Consider the following 17,176-nt stretch of genomic DNA (forward strand, 5'->3'; position numbering starts at 1 on the left):
AAGATCCGCCGTTCAGACGCGCCCGACCTGCCCCGCCACCTGCCGGGCCAGCGCCTTGCGATCCACCTTGCCCACCGCATTCTCGGGCAGCCGGTCCACCCACCACACGTCCTTGGGTACGTAGATGCGGCCCAACCGCGCCAGCACCTCGGCGCGCACGGCGGCGTCTTGCGGTGCGTCCACGGCCACCGCCCGCTGCACGAAGGCCACCGGCACCTCGCCCAGGTCCTCGTCCGGCGCGCCGACCACGCAGCAAGCGGCCACGCCGGGCATCGCCGTCACCACGCCTTCGATCAGCGCGGGCGAGATATTCTCGCCGCCCCGGATGATCACATCCTTGATGCGGCCGGTGATGGTGAGATAGCCCTCGGCATCGAACCGGCCCAGGTCACCCGTTGCCAGCCGCGCGGACGCCAACCCGGCCGGCCCGGCTTCCAGGCCCAGGTAGCCCAGCATCAGGCTGTCGCCTTCGATGCAGATCTCCCCTTCGCCCCCGGCCGGCGCCTCGCGCCCATCCGGCAGGCGCAGCGTCACGCGCTGGCCCGCCAGCACGGTGCCCACCGTCCCCACGCGGCGCGCATCCGGCGGATTCATGGTGGACGTGCAGGTGGCTTCCGACAACCCGTACGACACGATCAGCGGACACCCCAGGAACGCCTCGATGCGCCGGTGCAGCGCCTCGGTAATCGGCGCCGAGCCGCAACGCGCGAAACGCAATCCGGCCAGGCTGTCCGGTTCGAACGCCAGGTCCAGCATGCGGGCATACATGGTGGGCACGCCCGTGATGATCGTGGGCCGCCACGTGCGCAGCAAGGCCGGCATGTCCTCGGCCCGAAAGCGCCCCGCCAGGACCACGCAGGCCCCGGCCAGCAAGGGCGCGAACACCTGGTTGTTCAGCGCGTTGGTATGGTGCAGCGGCATCACGTGCAGCAAACGGTCGGCTGGCGTCAGCCCCGTATGCGCCAGCACGCCGCGCGCGTTGTTCATCAAGCCGCCGTGGCTGAGCAGCACGCCCTTGGGATGGCCGGTGCTGCCCGAGGTGAACAGCAACAGGCCCGGGTCGCGCGTACCGCGCGGCAGGCGCGGCCAGGCGGAATCGCCACGCGCCAGTTCCCGCGCCGGCAAGCACCGCGCTGGCGCCAGGCCGCAAGCGTGTGCGGTCGCGGCATGGTCGTCATCGAACAGCATCCACGTCAGCCCCACCGCCGCCACGCGCCGCGCGGTTTCTGCGTGCGCCAGGCGCGGCTCCAGCGGGCAGGGACAAGCCCCTGCCGCCATCACGCCGAGTATCGCCACCAGTTGGGCGGGCGACCGTTCCATCGCCACGGCGACATAGTCGCCAGGCTGCACGCCCGCCGCGTGCAAGGCCGCGGCAGCCACGCCGACCCGCCGGTGCAGTTCGCCGTAGGTCAGCACATCGTCGGCCGCCAGGATGGCGGGGCGCGTTGCCCAGTCAGGCTGCGCCCACAGGCGCGCGCCGGCTGCCGTCACGGTGGTGTCGGTATCGCTCAGCATCAACGTTCCTTTCAGTGAGGCCTGGCGCCGCCGCAAGCCGCGACGCCGGGCGACGGGCGCCCCGCTTCAGCGCAGCGTCACCGCCGCATCGCGTTCGAATTGGCCATCGGCATCCAGCTCACGCAACGCGCGAGCCTCGGCCTCGGTCGGTAGCGGCGTGGGCCCGGCGCCGGTCGCGTCGAACACGAACCCGGTGCGTTCCCGCACTTCCGACAGGCTGGATTCGGGATGCCACGACTGCAACGCCAGCCGGCCGTCGCGTTTGACGAACACCGCAATCGGCGTCACCACGCCATGGAAACCGCCCCACGACGTCATGAAGTCCAGCTTTTCGACAAAGGCGCGACGCGAATGCTCGGTGCGCCAGGTGCAGGCCCGCCTCGCGGTCGGCAGCATCACTGCGCCGCCGCCCCCGCCGGGCAGACGCACCTTGGGCGCATGCCAGTCGCCGATGCAGGAATTGTTGGCGCAGCCCGCGCCATCGATCTGCGCCGCGCCCAGAAACGTCAGGTCCATACGGCCGCGCGTGCACAGGTCGTAGAAATCTTCATTGGCGAAGATCGATGCGGTATGTTCCGCCAGCACCGGATCGGAGCTGGATAGCGGAATGTGCGACGGCCGCGGGTTCACGCCGCCGGCGACGTTGATGTAGACGAAGTCCCAGTCGTAGGCGCGCTTTGCCAGCAGGCAGGCCAGCATCGGCATCGTGGAATTGACGCCGCTGAAGGTGATCTCGTCGGGGCGGATGAAACGCGCCAGGTTCGTCACCACATACGAAAAACCAGACCATTGCTCAGCCATGCGCCGCTCCCGCTTCGGGCGCCGCGGCCAGGTGGGCCGCCAGGTCGCCCTGCTTGTCCATGTAGGCTTGCACTGCCGGATAATCGATGGCGTAGTCCGGCCAACAAGAGCCCGGCCACGCCGAACGCGGCAGCACCGTAAACGCCTGCACCATGAAGTACGGCACCAGCGTGGCCTCGGGCTGCGCCTCGAACACGGCGCTGTCGACGAGCTTTTCGGCCACCACCAGCACGCTGCCCGCGGCGCGCGACATGATGCGATCCCAGTGCGCGGTGCCATGCACGCGCACGTTGCCCAGCGCATCCACTTCGGACGCCTGGATCACCGCGAAGTCCGGCCGCACCGCCGGCACCACCCAGGTCTTCTGGCCGCTGCCGTAGGGGTCGTCCAGGCAGTGCCACCCATTTAGCTGCGGCAGGTCGCTGCCGTGCAGGCCGCCGCAAGGCTGGAACGGCACGCCAAAGGCCGCCGCCCGCAACCCCGCGGTCAGGCTGGCGCAGGCGTGCTCTTCGAGTTCGACCTCGCCCTGTTCGATCGCCTTGCGATACCAGGGCGCCAGGCCGAAATTGCCTTCCATGGCCACGATGCCCGCCCGCACTTTCTTCAGGGCCCCGGCGCGGCACAGGATGTCCACGTCGTACCCGGGCGACTGCTTGACCAGTTCCAGGTCGCGCCGCCCCTGGCGGATCAGTTCACGCACGAACGCGAACGGGCCGCGGTGCAGGAAGCTGCCGCCCAGGGCAATGGACGCCCCGTCCGGCACCAGCGCCGCCAGCTCCGCCAGCGTGCGCTGCTTGTCTTTCTGGTTGAATCCCGAACCCATGCTGTCTCCTCGAATTTTTTATGGTGGCGCCGGGGGCTTGCTTGCTGGCTCGCTAACGCGCCTGCAGGTAGGCCGCGACTCGCGCCTTCAGGCCCGGCTCGGCCGCGGACCGCACCAACCGGGCCAGGTCGGTATCGGGCTGCTCGGCCGATAGCGCAGCGTAAAGTTGCGTGCGGCTGGCAGCGGTAAGCGCCTTGGCCGTGTCTTCGGCCTCGCGCTCGACCTCGGGCCATTCGTCCTGGGCCGCCAGGCGGCTGGCGAAGCCATCGCGCAGCGCTTCGTCGGCGCTGAACGTGCTGGCCTGCTCCAGGATCGCGCGGGCGCGTTCGGCGCCGACCAGCGCGCCAAAGCGGCGCGTGCCCAGCACCAGCCCGAATTTCAGGCCCGGCATGCGAAAGCTGGCGTCGGGTGCGCTGACGCGCCATTTGCAGGCGCCGAACAGGTCCACGCCCGCGCCGAAGTTGCGCCCGTGCGCCAGGCCCACCGTCAGGCAAGGCGAGGCGGCCACGCGCTGCAGCAAGGTTTCGATCCGCACGAAGCGCAGCAGCAGGTCGCCTTCGCTCTGGCTTTCCCAGTCGCCGAAATCAAAGCCGGCGCTAAAGTTGCGGCCTTCGCCGCGCAGCACGATCACCTGGGCGCCTTGCGCGGCGGCATCATCCACGGCCGCTATCAGCGCCTCGACCAGATCTGCCGACAGGGCATTCATTTTTTCAGGGCGGGCCAGCGTCAGCACGTGCACCGCGCCGCGGGCCTCGATGCGCAGCGCCGCGCTCATGCCGCCACCCCTTTCTTGCGCAGCGCGCCCAGCACTTCGTCGTTGTGTTCGCCCAGCGCAGGCGGCGCACGCCGCAGCGCGGTGGTCTGGCCGTCAAAGCGCACCGGCAGGCCAAAGGTACGGGTACGCACGCCATTGGGCAGGTCCACCGGCTGCACCCAGCCCATGTGTTCGACCTGCGGATCGGCCAGCACTTCGGAATAGGTGTTGATGGGGGCACACGGCACGCCGGCGGCGCGAAAACGCGCCAGCCAGGTGGGGGCGTCGTCGGCGGCGAAGAGCGCTTCGAGGATGTCGCGCAGGGCATCCTGGTTGCGGGCGCGGGCGCTGGTGTCGGTGAAGCGCGGATCGGCCAGCAGGTCTTCACGACCTACGGTGACGCAGACGCCCTTCCACAAGGCGTTGTTGCCGGCCGCCATGCCGAAGTAGCCGCCCTTGCAGCGAAACGCCTGGTAGGGCGCATTGCGCGGATGGGCCGAGCCCAGCTTGACCGGATCGCGTCCGCTGCCGAAGAACTCGGACGTTTGCAGGGCGGCGATGCCGAGCGTGGCGCCCAGCATCGGCACGTCGATGTGGGTGCCCTGGCCGCTGGCCTGGGCGGCGCGCAAGGCTGAGGCGATGGCGAAGGCGCCATACAGGCCGGCCGAGAAATCGGCTACCGGCACGCCGCACTTGACGGGTTCGCCGCCGGCTTCGCCGGTGACGCTCATCAGGCCGCTCATGGCCTGGATGGTCAGGTCGAAGCCGCCTTCCTGCGCGCGCGGGCCAGACTGGCCGTAGGCCGAGATCGAGCAATACACCAGGCGCGGGTTGGCTTCGCGCAGCGCGGCGTAGCCCAGGCCCAGGCGGTCCATGACACCGGGGCGGTTGTTTTCGATGAGCACGTCGACGCTCAGGGCCAGTTCGCGAGCCAGCGCCAGGTCGGCGGGGTCTTTCAGGTTGAGGGTGACGGACCGCTTGTTGCGGTTGAGCGAAGCGAAGTTCTCGCTGTAGCCCTGGCTGAGCGGCGGCCAGCTGCGCAAGGTATCGCCGCCTTCGGGATTTTCCAGCTTGATCACGTCGGCGCCCATGTCCGCCAGCAGCATGCCGCAGAACGGCCCCGCCGCCACGTTGCAGATCTCAAGCACGGTAATGCCGGCCAATGCCGAGCTAGGAGTCATGTCGACCTCTCGTTATAAGAATTCAATATTTAGGATTGGAAAAAAATTATATAGCGGCACCCGGGTGCCTGGCATGCTACCCGGCGTGATGGCGCCACCAAGCGACATTTCCTAGAGCAATCCCTAGGTACGGTGCTTAATTGTTGACCAGCATAGCACCGTGTGGAATTCTTGGTAAACCATTTATTGAAAATCAAATCCTATTATTTAGGATATATAAAAGGACCGCGGCGTTTCATCGCGCATCCGCGCCACGCGTGACGGCCCTGCCCCACCAAGGAGACTCGGATGAAACGTTTTTGGCGCATTGCGGCGGCGGCGACGCTGTCGCTGACGGTCGCAGCACCTGTCCTGGCACAGTCCTGGCCGAACAAGCCCGTACGCATGGTGGTGCCGTTTCCGCCAGGCGGCGCGACCGACGCGGCGGCGCGCATCTATGCGCAGCAGCTGGGCGATTTTCTTGGGCAAAGCGTGGTGGTGGAAAACAAGGCGGGCGCGGGCGGCGAGATCGGGGCGGAATACGTGGCGAAGTCGGCGCCCGATGGCTATACGCTGCTGATGGGGGCCCTGGGCAGCCATGCGATCCACGCGGCGCTGCCGGACAAGCCGGGGTATGACTTCGGCACGGCATTCGTAGGGGTGTCGATGGCAACGAGCATGCCGATGGCGTTGGCGGTGAACAGCAAGATTGCGGCGAACAATGTGCAGGCGCTGATTGCGTTGGCCAAGCGCCAGCCAGGAACGTTGACGTTCGGGTCGGCGGGGCCGGGGACGTCGCAGCATATGGCGGGCGAGCTGTTCCAGGCGCTGACGGGAACGCGGCTGATGCATGTGCCTTATCGGGGCAGCGGGCCGGCAATTACGGATCTGCTGGGGGGGCAGATCGATATGGTGTTCGAGACAATGCCGGCGTTGCTGCCGCAGGTGGCCAGCGGGAAGATCCGGCTGCTGGGGGTGACGACGGCGAAGCGGGCGACGGCGTTGCCTGATCTGCCCACGCTGATGGAGCAAGGCGTGAAGGACTATTCGGTGGCGACGGCTTATGCGTTGCTGGCGCCGGCGGGGACGCCCGCGGCGATCGTGGAGCGCTTGTCGGCGGGGATGCAGCGAGCGGCTGCGTTGCCTGCGGTGCGGGAGGCGGCGTTGAAGCTGGGGGCGGATGCGGTGGGTAGTACGCCTGCGGATACGGATTTGGTGGTGAGGCAGGAAGTTGCTCGGTGGGGGGAGGTAGTCAGGTTGTCGGGGGGGCGGTAGTTTTTTTTTATTGTGGCGTTTGGGGGTGTGGGTGCGCGGGGGGTGGAGTTCTTAAGTCGCGCTTGGCGCCGCCGGCGGGCGTAGGGCGGGGCTACGATTGCGGTCCGGAGCCTTCGCTCCGGACTGCCCCGTCGTCATCGTCGTACAGGCCTTCGGCCTTCCCTTCCGATTCCCTCGGGCGCATCTACACGCCCCGCCCTACGCCCGCCGACGGCGCCAAGCGCTGGCGTTGGGGGTGTGCCGCCGGTTTGCGCTTGTTCGGCCCGGTCAGGGTCAAGCGTTGAATGCTGTTGGCGAATTGACTACCGCGTCGGGTGTGGCGGTGGGGATTGAGGCTGGCGTTGATCCGCTTTTTACTGGCCCAGGAAGCCTCGGCGGTAGCCCATGCCTTGGGAGATGGATTGGGCACAGGCGGCGACGTCGGGGGCCAGTTGTTTCATGCGGGCGGCGCTCAGGCGGTCCAGGGGGCCGGAGATGCCGATGGCGGCGACGGGTTGGTCCAGGCTGTTGAAGAGGGTGACGGCCAGGCCGCCCACGCCTTCGCGCCATTCGCCGCGGTTGACGGCGTAGCCGGCGCGGACGACTTTGTGCAGCTCGTCTTTCAGGAGGGGCATGGAGACGATGGTGGCGGGGGTGTGGCGGGCCAGTTTTTCGGCGTAGCGTTCGACGTAGCCGTCGGGCTGGTAGGCGAGCAGGGCTTTGCCGGTGGCCACCGCGTAGGCGGGGGCGCGGCCGCCGATCATGGAGTAGGCGCGGATGGGTTGCGGGCTGTCGATCTTGTCGACGTAGACGACGTCAAAGCCGTCCAGGACGGACAGGTGCACCGTCTCGCCGGTCTGGTCGGCCAGGGTGCGCATGTAGGGCGCGGCGAGTTTGCGGATGTCGAGTTGGCCGAGCTGGCGGGCGGCGAGTTCGAACAGGCGGACGGCGCCGCGGTAGCCGCCGCCGTCTTCGTCTTTGATGACATAGCCGGCGTGGATGAGGGTTTGCAGAGTGCGGTGGGTGTTGCTGCGTGTGAGGCCGACGCGGGCCGCGAGCGCATCGATGGTGCGGGGCGGGTTGTCTACGTCGGTGACGGCCTCCAGCACCATCAGCCCCTTGAGCAGTGTCTTGTCCATTGTTCTGGTATTTCCCAATATTTAGGACGCGAACATAGCACGGGCGCCGGCCCGCGAACAGGTCTTACTGGACGGGCAGCGCGGCGCGTACGGCGGCGGAGCGGTCCCACAGGTTGGGGATGCTGGCCGCGGAATATCCGGAAACGAAGGGTTTGGCCTCGCCGGTGGCGGGGTCGTAGACGTGGCGCGAGACGGCGCCGATGTTGCCGCCGTACATATGCACGCTGATGGAGACCTGGTCGGCAAAAGCGTTGGAGACGCGGTGGATGTCGCCTTCTTGCGGCGACAGGCGTTCGACGTCGCCGGGGTGCAGGGTGTCGGGTTCGCCGAGAGTGGACAGGCGGCCGTCGGCGGCGCGGGTGTAGCGCTGGTTGACTTCGGCGCCACGCAGCATGCCGACGTAGCCCCAGACTTCGTGATCATGCACGGGCGTCTGCTGGCCGGGGCCCCAGACGAAGCTGACGAGGCTGAAGCGTTCGAGGGGATCGCAATGCAGCAGGTATTGCTGGTAGTACTGCGGGTGCGGCACGGTACAGGCGTCGGGCAGCCAGTCGTCGTGACGAACGAGCGCGGCGAATTCGGCTTCGAGTTCGGCGGATTGCGCCAATCCGGCGGGCGTGGCCAGGCGGGTGGCGGTGGCAATGAAGTGGCGCAACCGGTCCAGGCCGGCGGGTGCTTCGGACATGCTGGTGTCTCCGGATCGGGCAAGGCCGCGTCCGGGCCATGCTGTTGAACAATCCCAATTAGGCTGTCCAGTATCCATGATTCGGGACGTTGGGGGCAATGCCCGATGCCAGCCGGAAGGGCGCAAGGCTTGACAGGGCCCTGCCGGCGCGTGCAGCGTAGCGGGCTGTTCACTTGAGATGGTTTTGCGATGACCCCTGCCCCACTTTCCATTCCGCCCGCACTGGCCGACACGCTGGCGCGGGCGGTGAACGTCGTCGTCTTCACGGGCGCCGGCGTGTCGGCCGAAAGCGGCATCGCGACATTTCGCGATGCGCTGACGGGGCTGTGGTCGCGCTTTGATGCCAGCGCGCTGGCAACGCCCGAAGCGTTTGCCGCGCAACCCGACATTGTCTGGGGCTGGTATGAATGGCGTCGTGCGCAGGTCGATGGCACCGAACCCAATGCCGCGCATCGCGCCATCGCGGCGTTGGCCGGGCACGTGCCGGCGCTGACGCTGATCACGCAGAACGTGGACAATCTGCACGAACGTGCGGGCAGCGCCAATGTGGTGCATCTGCATGGCAGCCTGCATGCGCCGCGTTGCTCGCGCTGTGCGCGCCCCGCGGCGTTTCCTGCGGAAGACGCGCGCGCCATTGCACATGAAGGCCGTGCCATCGCGCCGCCGGCATGCGCGCATTGCGGCGCGCCGATACGGCCCGGGGTCGTGTGGTTTGGCGAAAGCTTGCCGACCGATGCCTGGCAGGCCGCGCAAGCGGCCGCCGAACACTGCGATCTGTTCCTTTGCATCGGCACGTCGGCGCTGGTGTACCCCGCCGCGCAATTGCCGCTGCACGCGTTGCGGGCAGGCGCGACGGTGGTGCAGGTCAATCCTGCCGCGACGCCACTCGATGGGCAGGCCCACTACAACCTGCGCGGCGCCGCCGCAGAAGTCATGCCGCGGCTGCTGGAGGCGGCCGGGTTCTGAGTTGCGTCCTACCTCGCGCCCTACCATTTGCACCCGTCATCGCGCACGGTATCGGCCAGCAGGAAGGGCAAGGCCAGCAAGCCCAGGTGGGCATGCGCGTCACGGCAAGGCGGCCTGGCGCTTTGGGCGATGCCCTTGGCCAGCGCCGACGGCTCGGCCCGCGGCTTGGGCGCCAGGTCCACGCGGGCCTCGCCCCGCGCGCGCGGTGCCCCTTGCTTTGCTGCGTCTTCCTCGCGCCAGCGGAAATCATGCGGGGGTGGGCCGGCGGGCGCCGAGGCAGGCTTGACCGTTGACGGCGCAGCGGTCGGCGATGTCGAGGTCTTCGGCGCCGTTTGCGGCGCTTGCGGGGCGGCGCGCGATGCAGGACGCGGCGGCGTTGAAGGCGCCGGTCGCGTGGCGGGCGTCGAAGGCCTGGCCGGTTCCGGCGATCTGTCGGGCTGCCCGGCTGTGACCGGCTCCCGTGATCCACCCGCCTGCGGTGGCGGCAGCGCCTCGGGCAAGGTTGCCCCGCGCCGCGTCGGCTCGACCGGCAACAAGTCCACGAAGAATTCCGTTTCCTGCCGCGGCGGCAGGGACATCGCGGGCCGTTCACCCGCCTCGCGCCACAAGCACCACGCAAGCAGCGCATGCAGGCCGCATACGGTCCCTGCCGCCCACCAGGCAAACCTGCGCACGCGCGGCGCGGGCAAGCCGTGCGAGGTGTCGATCACAAGCGAAGACATCACGGCAAACCCGGTCGGACGCTGCTGAACAACTCGCAATCTTGCTGGCAACAGGCTGCGCACAGCCTGTTGCCGCGTGAAGATTTGTGAAGATGTTTGGTGACGAGAGGACTACGATGAAGACGCGGTGGTGATGCAGGGGAAACCCCACGTCTCACCATACGCGCAGAGCGATACAGTGGCACAAAATCCTTGCCGCCCTGGAGATCATCATTCCGTTTTCCTGGAGACTTCCCGACGTGTTCGTGCGCTCGCCCGACGGTGTCTTGCACCGCGTGGTACGCCATGCCACGACCACGGAAACCATCGCCAAACTCGAGAGCATTCCCAGCAACTACCACCTGGATTGCGAATGCATGCTCGACAACGGCGAAGCCCTGTCCTGGATCGGCGAGAATCTCTATCGCCAGGTCAACGGCGGCACGATCTTCACCGCCGAGCCTGGCGCCGCGCCGCGGCCCGCCGACGCGCGCAAAAGCGCCAAGGCCCGAAACACCCTGCGGGACGCCTGCCGCCCCGCCGCCGTGCACAAACCTCCCGTTGCGCGGCAAAGCGTCGTACCATCCGCTGTAGCAAGTCTAAAAACCGGCAACGATTGGAGCCTGATACGCGCGTGGCGCGAGCACCTGAACATCAGCACCGCTGACATGGCTGCTCGACTGGGCGTTGATCACTCCATATACATCGAATTGGAAAGGCCCCGCCCGCGTCCCCGCCAGATCATCCTGGACCGCATTTCGGAAGCGTTGGGCGTATCACCCGACCAACTCGATGATTCATCGTTAGGAGGACATGTTCATTGACGCCAGGCCGGGGGCATCGTGACCTTTCTGCCTGGCTTGATGACACTGTTCGAGCAACCTTGGCGCCGCGTGAAAGACGGCCCGCGCATCGGAGGTATTTCAAATGCTCGGAACCGCAAGACGATTGACCGACGTCCTGGCCACCGCGCCGGACGGCACGCTTTACCGCATCGAGCGCTTCGTGTCGGACCCGGACGCCTATTCGGCGCTGGGCACGTCCCGCTTCGATCCCAAGACGCACTGCGTCTGCCGCACCAGTTCAGGCGAGAAGGTCTCGTGGCTGGGCGGACAGGTCTATCAGCTGATCAAGAACGGCACCTGCCTGACGGCGGTCGACCGACGACGCGGCTGATGCCCGCAAGCCCCTATCCGCCCCGGGCGCGTGCGCCCGCCTTCCCCGTGAAACGGGCCACGACAAAGTCCACGAACGTCGTGAGCTTGGGCAGCGCCTGCCTGTCTTTTGCGTACAGCAAGGTGATCGGTCGGGCAGCGGGCCAATGGGGCTGCAGGATCGGCGTCAGCCTGCCCGCGCGCACGTCCTCGGCCAACAGGATTTCCGGTTGCAGCACGATGCCGAAGCCGGCCAGGGCAGCCTGGCGCAGCGCCTGGCCGTTATTGGAAATGAAGCGGCTGGTCGGCGGATAGTCGGCATCGCCCCCCATGCCGTCGGCCAGGCGCCAGCCCGTGCGGCGTCCCCAATAGGAAAAGTCCAGGCATTGGTGCCGCGCCAGGTCGGCGGGCGTATCCGGGGTGCCATGGCGCGCCAGGTAGGCCGGCGCGGCGCAAATGATCATCTGGTAGCTGCCGATGCGCCGTGCCACCAGGCCGGAATCTTGGGGTTCGCCAATGCGCACGGCCAGGTCGTAGCGCGAGGCCACCATGTCCTCGACGACGTCGCTCAATGCCAGTTCGACGCTGACGTCCGGATAAAGGTCCAGGTAGTCGGCCACGGCCGGCGCCAGGGCCACCGACCCGAACGACACCGTCGACGTGATCCGCAGCGTGCCGCGCGGCGCGACGCGCAGCGCTTCGGCGCCCTGCTCCGCATCGCGGATGTCGGCCAGGATGGCCTTGCTGCGCGCATAGTAGGCCTGGCCCGCCTCGGTCAGGCTCTGGCGGCGAGTGGTGCGGTTCATCAGGCGCAGCCCCAGCCGCGCCTCCAGCGCCTTGATGTGCTTGGCCGCCATGGCGGGCGACATCTCGTAGCGGGCGGCGGCAGCCGTCAGGCTGCCCAGCTCGACCACCGCCACGAAGATCTCCATGCTGAGCAGACGATCCATGAATTACGCACCCTGAGTGTGAAGTGTTCCAACCATTCCTGGATTTTTCCATAGGAATGCAACCGGCAGAATGCTTTCATGCGCTGGCGGACCGTCCGCCGCGCCCCATTCACGGCTTATCAGGAAACCCTCATGAAAATCATCCTTATCGGCGCCACCGGCACCATCGGCCGCGCGGTCGCTCAAGAACTCGGCCAGCGCCACGAGATCATCACCGTAGGCAAGACCCAGGGCCAACACCAGGTGGACATCACCCGCAGCGACAGCATCCGCGCCCTGTTCGAACGAGTGGGTAAAGTGGACGCCATCGTCTCCACCGCCGGCGCCCTGCACTTCGGCCCGCTGGCGGAAATGAGCGCCGAACAATTCAAGATCGGCCTGCACGACAAGTTGCTGGGCCAGGTCGACCTGGCCCTGATCGGCCAGCACTACCTGAACCAGGGCGGCTCGATCACGTTGACCAGCGGCATCGTCAGCGACGAACCGATCCGCTTCGGCGCCAACGCGTCGGCAGTCAATTCGGCCATCGATGGTTTCGTGCGCGGCGCCGCCGTGGAACTGGCCGGCGCGCGCATCAACTCGGTCAGCCCGACGGTGCTGCAGGAATCGTGGGAAGGCTATGGCCCCTACTTCCCGGGCTTCGAAGCGGCCCCCGCCAAGCGCGTGGCGCTGGCGTACAGCCGCAGTGTCGAAGGCGTCCAGACGGGCCAGACGTACCGGGTCTGGTAAGCCGCACGTCGCGAAGTGACGGGGTGGAGATCGATGCCTGCCAGGGGCCGCGCAAGGTCAATGCAGACGACGCCTTGAAAGCGAAAATCGCGGTAGCGGTGTAAAGAGAAAAATGTACACTTTTCGCTCTTCCGGGAGAACCGCATGCGCAACGCCCTGATCCTGACGTGCCTGGCCGCCGCCGCCCTGTCCTCCGCCTGCTCGTCACGGCAAGCCTATGGCACGGGGCAAGCATGGCAGCAGAACGAATGCGGCAAGATTCCCGACATGCAAGAGCGCCAGCGCTGCATGGGCTCGGCGTCTACGTCCTACGACACCTACCAGCGCCAGCGACAGGACATCCAGAAATAGGCATTGCCGATAGATACATCGCCACCAAAGCAAACGGCCTGACGGAAAACCGTCAGGCCGTTCAAATAAGGTGGCGCGCCCGGCAGGATTCGAACCTACGACCCCCTGGTTCGTAGCCAGGTACTCTATCCAGCTGAGCTACGGGCGCGCTAAAGAGGCGTGTTTATAACATGAAGCCGGAAGGGTCCGCAAATCAGCCGGGCCCATCCTGCGATGGGCGTCGGCATGCAGGGTTGCGCAACATCAAATTGCGCGCGGGCACGCCGCAGTACGCTGGACTGAACGGCTCGCACGCCGTCACGAAGCGACTGACATGGCCAAGAAATTTCCATTGCATCCCAAACACCCCGAGCGCGTCTGCTGGGGTTGCGACCGCTACTGCGCGACCGACGCATTGGCCTGTGGCAATGGCTCGGACCGCACCATGCATCCCGCCGAACTGCTGGGCGACGATTGGTACACCGTCGGAAACTGGGGCCTGGATGACAGCGAAGAAGAGACCGTGGCGCAGACCCGCGCAGCTTGATGGGGCTGCCTGATGGGTCATCGCTAGATGGATTGTTGCTGGACTGATCATTGCAGGATGGATAGATCATCGCTGCATTGATCGCACGCTGCATTGATCGCACTTAACGCGCAAAACCAACACGCAAAACAAAAAGGCCTTCGATGCGAGATCAAAGGCCTTTCCATTTTTACTGCTGCTTTCTTTGCGGTTTTTTGGCGCGCCCGGCAGGATTCGAACCTACGACCCCCTGGTTCGTAGCCAGGTACTCTATCCAGCTGAGCTACGGGCGCTCCGGCAAAGAGGCAAAATTATATCAGAATAATTTTACCGCTGCACTGCAATCTGCTTTTCCACTATTTTTTCATTGAATTCAACGTATTGATTTCAATGGTGCGCCCGGCAGGATTCGAACCTACGACCCCCTGGTTCGTAGCCAGGTACTCTATCCAGCTGAGCTACGGGCGCGTGCAAAAGCAAGCCTTGAATCATAGCGTTGTTTCGCAAAGCGTGCAAGTCGGGGGCGGATGACAGCGACAGACGGCGCCACGTTGTCCGCACCCTGCCCCACCGCTCGCAGCCCCCCTCCGCATGGCCCCCGAGGCGTCGCCCCCCAAGCCTCCACATCGGGTATCGACAACACGTCTCATTTTTATTGACTGACGGTCAGTCATGAAATATAGCGCTGCTATTGGCGCATAAGCAAGGCGATCGCTGGGCCGTGGGCGCGCATGAAATCCAGGCGGTCGGCGCCAGTCTCGAACAGGTGGGCCTGACGCAGGCCGCCGACAAGCTGTTGGTGCTGCGGCAGGGGCGCCTGGTGGCCATCGGTACGCCCGATGAGCTGCGCGACCCGCTGCGGGCGCGCCGTATCGACATGACGTCTGCGCCGCCTTGACTCCCCACGCAGGGTGATCCGAACGACCAACCGGCAACGGCGCCAGATCAGGCGGCGCGCCCCGTCAGACTCGTCACCCCCGCAGCGGCACGCCCAGCATGCGCAAGTACGCATCGGCAATGCCATCCGCGAAATCCGTGGCATCCGGCAGCTTGGCCAGGATGGCGTCGTCCGTTGCGCAATGCACGCCGGCATAGATCAACAGCGCGGTCATGCGGGGGTTGTCGAGCTTCCAGGCGCCGGCCTGCATGCCGGCCTGCAGGATACCGATCAGTTGCCGGATCACGGCGTTTTCGGTGTGGCCTTCGCGCGCATGGTGATGCGTGTGCGTGAACACAATGTCGTGCACCCGATAGGTGCGCAGATACGTCGTCACGTTGGCGTGGATCCAGGCGCGCAGCCGCCCCACCCAATCGTCGTCGGCGCAGGCGCCAATGGCCTCGTCCAGCGCCTGAACGAACTGCCCCACATAACGCTCCGCCAGCGCGTCCAGCATTTCCTGCTTGGACAGGAAATAGACGTAGAACGTGCCCTTGGCCACGCCGGCTGCTTCCGTGATCTCGCTGATGGTGGTGGCGTCCACGCCCTTTTCCAGGAACAGCGCTTCGGCCGCGCCCATCAGTTCTTCCAGCCGCACTTCCGGCGGCTTGGTGCGGGACGGCGCCGCCTTGCGTGCCGATTCGGCTGCGGAATTGTCGGTCATTGCTTTCACTCGGGTTTCACCAATTCCACCAGTCTAAGGGAAATCTGCGCGGCGCTCCCCGGCGTACAGCTTGCTGACAGCAGAACGTCACATCGATAGAACCTTGCGTCTCTAGCCTAGCGCCCGTTAACGATGCCGGCTGTCATCCGGCGATCCCGTGGCGCAATGACAGGGCGCCGCCCTCTCCGCAAGGTCTACAACCATGTCTGAAAAAGAAAAGAGCGCGAACGCGCAGGCTGCCACGACGCCGACGGCCGCCGATCCCGTGGGCGCCGATTCGCCGATCCGCGCCACCCGCCGGGGCTTCCTGACCGGCATCGCCGCGCTCGGCGCCAGCGCCGCCACCCTGGGCGCGCTGGCCGGGTGTTCGAGCGATAGCGATGACGACAACAATGACACGCCAGCCCCGCCCGCACCGCCTCCCGCCGCACCCGACGTCACCACGCTGCTGCGCAAGAACGTCAAGACGGTGGTCGTGATCTTCGCGGAGAACCGCAGCTTCAACAACCTGTTCGCCAATTTCCCCGGCGTGGAAAAGCCGCTGTCCGCGCTGACCGCTGCCGACTACACGCAGAACGACCGCGACGGCACGCCGCTGTCGGTGCTGCCGCCCGTGTGGGGCGGCATGGTGCCGACCTCGCAACAGGCCAACCACGTGACCTATCAGGTCGACCAGGCCGCGCCCTACATGAACAACCTGGCCAACGCGCCGTTCGACCTGCGCGGACCGCAGGGCGAGCCGCTGCCGCAAGGCGTGGTCACGCGCGACCTCTGGCACGTGTTCTACCAGAACCAGATGCAGATCAATGGCGGCAAGAACGACCGCTTCGTCGCCTGGGCCGACTCGGGTGCGCTCGTCATGGGCCACTACAGCGATTCCGCCTACAACCTGCGCCTGTGGAAGCTGGCCCAGGAATTCGTGCTGTGCGACAACTTCTTCCAGGGCGCGTTCGGCGGTTCGTTCCTGAACCACCAGTACCTGGTGGCCGGCCGTCCGCCGTTCTATCCCAACGCCACGACCTCGCCCGCCAGCACCCAGATCGCGCAGCTGCAAAGCAGCGACCCCACCGATCCGCGCCTGCAGCCCAAGCCCACCTCGCCTGCCAGCGCGCTTACCGGCATTCCGCAATTCGGCGCCAGCGCGCTGACCCCGGACGGCTATGGCGTCAACACCATGGCCCCGCCCTACTGGCCGTCGTTCTCCCGCGATGCCACGCACCCCGAGCTGGCCGACGCCACCAGCCCGCAGACCATGGTGCCGCAGGATCACAACAACATCGGCGACCTGATGACGGCCAAGGGCCTTGACTGGGCCTGGTACGCGGGCGGCTGGCAAGCGGCGGTCGACTCGACGGCCAACACCGGCTTTCCGTCGTCGCCCAACTTCCAGGCGCACCACCAGCCGTTCAACTACTTCAAGACCACCGGCCCCGGCACAGCCGCCCGCTCGTCGCACCTGCGCGACGGCGGCCTGGGCGACCTGTCGTCGACCAACAAGTTCCTGGCCGACGCCGAAGCTGGCACGCTGCCCCCGCTGACGTTCTACAAGCCGCAAGGCAACCTGAACATGCACGCGGGCTACGCCGATGTGGACTCGGGCGACCGCCACATCGCCCACATCGTCGACAGCCTGCGCAAGAGCGCGCAATGGCAGAACATGGTGGTGGTCATCACCGTCGACGAAAACGGCGGCTGGTGGGATCACGTGGCGCCGCCCCAGGGCGACCGCTGGGGCCCCGGCACGCGCATTCCGGCCATCGTCGTGTCGCCCTTCGCCAAGAAGGGCACCGTGGACCACACCCTCTACGACACCGGCTCGATCCTGCGCCTGGCCACGCGCCTGTTCGACCTGCCCACGCTTGACGGCCTGAAGGCCCGCGACGACGCCATGAAGGCACGCGGCCAGCAGCCCATGGGCGACCTGACCAACGCGCTGACGTTCAGCGCGTAAGGTTGCAAGCGCAGGCGTCAACGGCATCGTTCGCCGCTGACGCCGACGCATGCATTGCGACGTCAATATCGGCCGTCTTGCATGGCGGTCAACTCAGCACATTCCAATCCCAGTGGGCCTGCCTCGGGAAATCACCA

At 66.5% G+C, this 17,176-nt stretch carries 20 protein-coding genes and 3 tRNA genes; 10 read left to right on the forward strand and 13 right to left on the reverse strand.

Features of this window, described 5'->3' with window-relative positions; genetic code table 11:
* Nucleotides 1-12 precede the first annotated feature (12 nt).
* The 5 genes from AC3WMR_RS20415 to AC3WMR_RS20435 all read right to left on the reverse strand — a co-directional run bounded on the left by AC3WMR_RS20415 (nt 13) and on the right by AC3WMR_RS20435 (nt 5,074).
* The gene (locus tag AC3WMR_RS20415; RefSeq protein ID WP_492264570.1) at nt 13-1,515 is read right to left on the reverse strand and encodes a class I adenylate-forming enzyme family protein; all 1,503 of its coding nucleotides are present in this window, start codon (nt 1,513-1,515) and stop codon (nt 13-15) included.
* Nucleotides 1,516-1,581: 66 nt separating this feature from the next.
* Nucleotides 1,582-2,316, reverse strand: a complete 735-nt coding sequence (locus AC3WMR_RS20420; protein WP_492264569.1) for a CoA-transferase subunit beta — start codon at nt 2,314-2,316, stop codon at nt 1,582-1,584.
* On the reverse strand, nt 2,309-3,139 hold the full coding sequence (locus tag AC3WMR_RS20425) for a CoA transferase subunit A (protein ID WP_175192702.1): 831 nt from the start codon (nt 3,137-3,139) through the stop codon (nt 2,309-2,311). The genes AC3WMR_RS20420 and AC3WMR_RS20425 overlap by 8 nt, the downstream gene beginning before the upstream one ends.
* Before the next feature lie 52 nt (nt 3,140-3,191).
* On the reverse strand, nt 3,192-3,914 hold the full coding sequence (locus AC3WMR_RS20430; RefSeq protein WP_492264568.1) for an enoyl-CoA hydratase/isomerase family protein: 723 nt from the start codon (nt 3,912-3,914) through the stop codon (nt 3,192-3,194).
* Complete coding sequence (locus AC3WMR_RS20435) at nt 3,911-5,074, reverse strand: CaiB/BaiF CoA transferase family protein (RefSeq protein WP_175220701.1); 1,164 nt, start codon at nt 5,072-5,074, stop codon at nt 3,911-3,913. The genes AC3WMR_RS20430 and AC3WMR_RS20435 overlap by 4 nt, the downstream gene beginning before the upstream one ends.
* A gap of 288 nt (nt 5,075-5,362) precedes the next feature.
* Here AC3WMR_RS20435 and AC3WMR_RS20440 point away from each other — a divergent pair, with 288 nt between their 5' ends.
* A complete protein-coding gene (locus AC3WMR_RS20440) occupies nt 5,363-6,328 on the forward strand; it encodes a Bug family tripartite tricarboxylate transporter substrate binding protein (protein ID WP_492264567.1) in 966 nt (321 codons plus the stop codon).
* Between the two features lie 353 nt (nt 6,329-6,681).
* On the opposite strand, the gene AC3WMR_RS20445 is transcribed toward AC3WMR_RS20440, so the two are convergent.
* Both AC3WMR_RS20445 and AC3WMR_RS20450 read right to left on the reverse strand, forming a co-directional pair.
* Nucleotides 6,682-7,446, reverse strand: coding sequence for an IclR family transcriptional regulator (locus AC3WMR_RS20445; protein WP_025137963.1), 765 nt, complete (start codon nt 7,444-7,446; stop codon nt 6,682-6,684).
* A gap of 64 nt (nt 7,447-7,510) precedes the next feature.
* On the reverse strand, nt 7,511-8,131 hold the full coding sequence (locus AC3WMR_RS20450; RefSeq protein WP_492264566.1) for a cysteine dioxygenase family protein: 621 nt from the start codon (nt 8,129-8,131) through the stop codon (nt 7,511-7,513).
* A 189-nt stretch (nt 8,132-8,320) separates the two neighbouring features.
* Here AC3WMR_RS20450 and AC3WMR_RS20455 point away from each other — a divergent pair, with 189 nt between their 5' ends.
* The gene (locus tag AC3WMR_RS20455) at nt 8,321-9,097 is read left to right on the forward strand and encodes an SIR2 family NAD-dependent protein deacylase (protein ID WP_492264565.1); all 777 of its coding nucleotides are present in this window, start codon (nt 8,321-8,323) and stop codon (nt 9,095-9,097) included.
* Nucleotides 9,098-9,117: 20 nt separating this feature from the next.
* On the opposite strand, the gene AC3WMR_RS20460 is transcribed toward AC3WMR_RS20455, so the two are convergent.
* Nucleotides 9,118-9,279 (reverse strand): hypothetical protein, encoded by a 162-nt coding sequence (locus tag AC3WMR_RS20460; RefSeq protein WP_175192709.1) that lies wholly within the window; start codon nt 9,277-9,279, stop codon nt 9,118-9,120.
* Between the two features lie 100 nt (nt 9,280-9,379).
* On the opposite strand from AC3WMR_RS20460, the gene AC3WMR_RS20465 reads away from it, so the two are divergent.
* From AC3WMR_RS20465 to AC3WMR_RS20475, 3 genes are all read left to right on the forward strand, one after another.
* A complete protein-coding gene (locus AC3WMR_RS20465) occupies nt 9,380-9,847 on the forward strand; it encodes a hypothetical protein (protein WP_492264564.1) in 468 nt (155 codons plus the stop codon).
* Between the two features lie 172 nt (nt 9,848-10,019).
* Nucleotides 10,020-10,622 (forward strand): helix-turn-helix domain-containing protein, encoded by a 603-nt coding sequence (locus tag AC3WMR_RS20470; protein ID WP_492264758.1) that lies wholly within the window; start codon nt 10,020-10,022, stop codon nt 10,620-10,622.
* Between the two features lie 103 nt (nt 10,623-10,725).
* Entirely contained in the window at nt 10,726-10,974 is a 249-nt protein-coding gene (locus tag AC3WMR_RS20475; RefSeq protein WP_025137969.1) for a hypothetical protein, read from the forward strand.
* Nucleotides 10,975-10,987: 13 nt separating this feature from the next.
* Here the strand turns inward: AC3WMR_RS20475 and AC3WMR_RS20480 are convergent, their stop codons facing one another.
* Nucleotides 10,988-11,902, reverse strand: a complete 915-nt coding sequence (locus tag AC3WMR_RS20480; RefSeq protein ID WP_492264563.1) for a LysR family transcriptional regulator — start codon at nt 11,900-11,902, stop codon at nt 10,988-10,990.
* A 132-nt stretch (nt 11,903-12,034) separates the two neighbouring features.
* On the opposite strand from AC3WMR_RS20480, the gene AC3WMR_RS20485 reads away from it, so the two are divergent.
* Both AC3WMR_RS20485 and AC3WMR_RS20490 read left to right on the forward strand, forming a co-directional pair.
* Nucleotides 12,035-12,631: a short chain dehydrogenase gene (locus AC3WMR_RS20485; protein ID WP_492264562.1), complete on the forward strand. Its 597-nt coding sequence runs from the start codon at nt 12,035-12,037 to the stop codon at nt 12,629-12,631.
* Between the two features lie 144 nt (nt 12,632-12,775).
* On the forward strand, nt 12,776-12,982 hold the full coding sequence (locus AC3WMR_RS20490; RefSeq protein ID WP_492264561.1) for a hypothetical protein: 207 nt from the start codon (nt 12,776-12,778) through the stop codon (nt 12,980-12,982).
* Between the two features lie 71 nt (nt 12,983-13,053).
* On the opposite strand, the gene AC3WMR_RS20495 is transcribed toward AC3WMR_RS20490, so the two are convergent.
* Nucleotides 13,054-13,130 (reverse strand) — tRNA-Arg (locus tag AC3WMR_RS20495).
* Between the two features lie 165 nt (nt 13,131-13,295).
* Between AC3WMR_RS20495 and AC3WMR_RS20500 the strand changes: the two genes are divergently transcribed.
* Nucleotides 13,296-13,508: a DUF3079 domain-containing protein gene (locus AC3WMR_RS20500; protein WP_025137973.1), complete on the forward strand. Its 213-nt coding sequence runs from the start codon at nt 13,296-13,298 to the stop codon at nt 13,506-13,508.
* A gap of 195 nt (nt 13,509-13,703) precedes the next feature.
* On the opposite strand, the gene AC3WMR_RS20505 is transcribed toward AC3WMR_RS20500, so the two are convergent.
* A tRNA-Arg gene (locus tag AC3WMR_RS20505) sits at nt 13,704-13,780 on the reverse strand.
* A gap of 98 nt (nt 13,781-13,878) precedes the next feature.
* Nucleotides 13,879-13,955, reverse strand: a tRNA-Arg gene (locus AC3WMR_RS20510).
* Nucleotides 13,956-14,178: 223 nt separating this feature from the next.
* On the opposite strand from AC3WMR_RS20510, the gene AC3WMR_RS20515 reads away from it, so the two are divergent.
* Nucleotides 14,179-14,385 (forward strand): hypothetical protein, encoded by a 207-nt coding sequence (locus tag AC3WMR_RS20515; RefSeq protein WP_492264560.1) that lies wholly within the window; start codon nt 14,179-14,181, stop codon nt 14,383-14,385.
* 73 nt (nt 14,386-14,458) lie between these two features.
* Here the strand turns inward: AC3WMR_RS20515 and AC3WMR_RS20520 are convergent, their stop codons facing one another.
* On the reverse strand, nt 14,459-15,088 hold the full coding sequence (locus AC3WMR_RS20520; RefSeq protein WP_492264559.1) for a TetR/AcrR family transcriptional regulator: 630 nt from the start codon (nt 15,086-15,088) through the stop codon (nt 14,459-14,461).
* A 202-nt stretch (nt 15,089-15,290) separates the two neighbouring features.
* Between AC3WMR_RS20520 and acpA the strand changes: the two genes are divergently transcribed.
* Nucleotides 15,291-17,039: an acid phosphatase gene (gene acpA / locus AC3WMR_RS20525; RefSeq protein WP_492264558.1), complete on the forward strand. Its 1,749-nt coding sequence runs from the start codon at nt 15,291-15,293 to the stop codon at nt 17,037-17,039.
* Nucleotides 17,040-17,176: the final 137 nt, after the last annotated feature.

This window comes from Achromobacter sp. FW305-C-28, assembly GCF_058783235.1.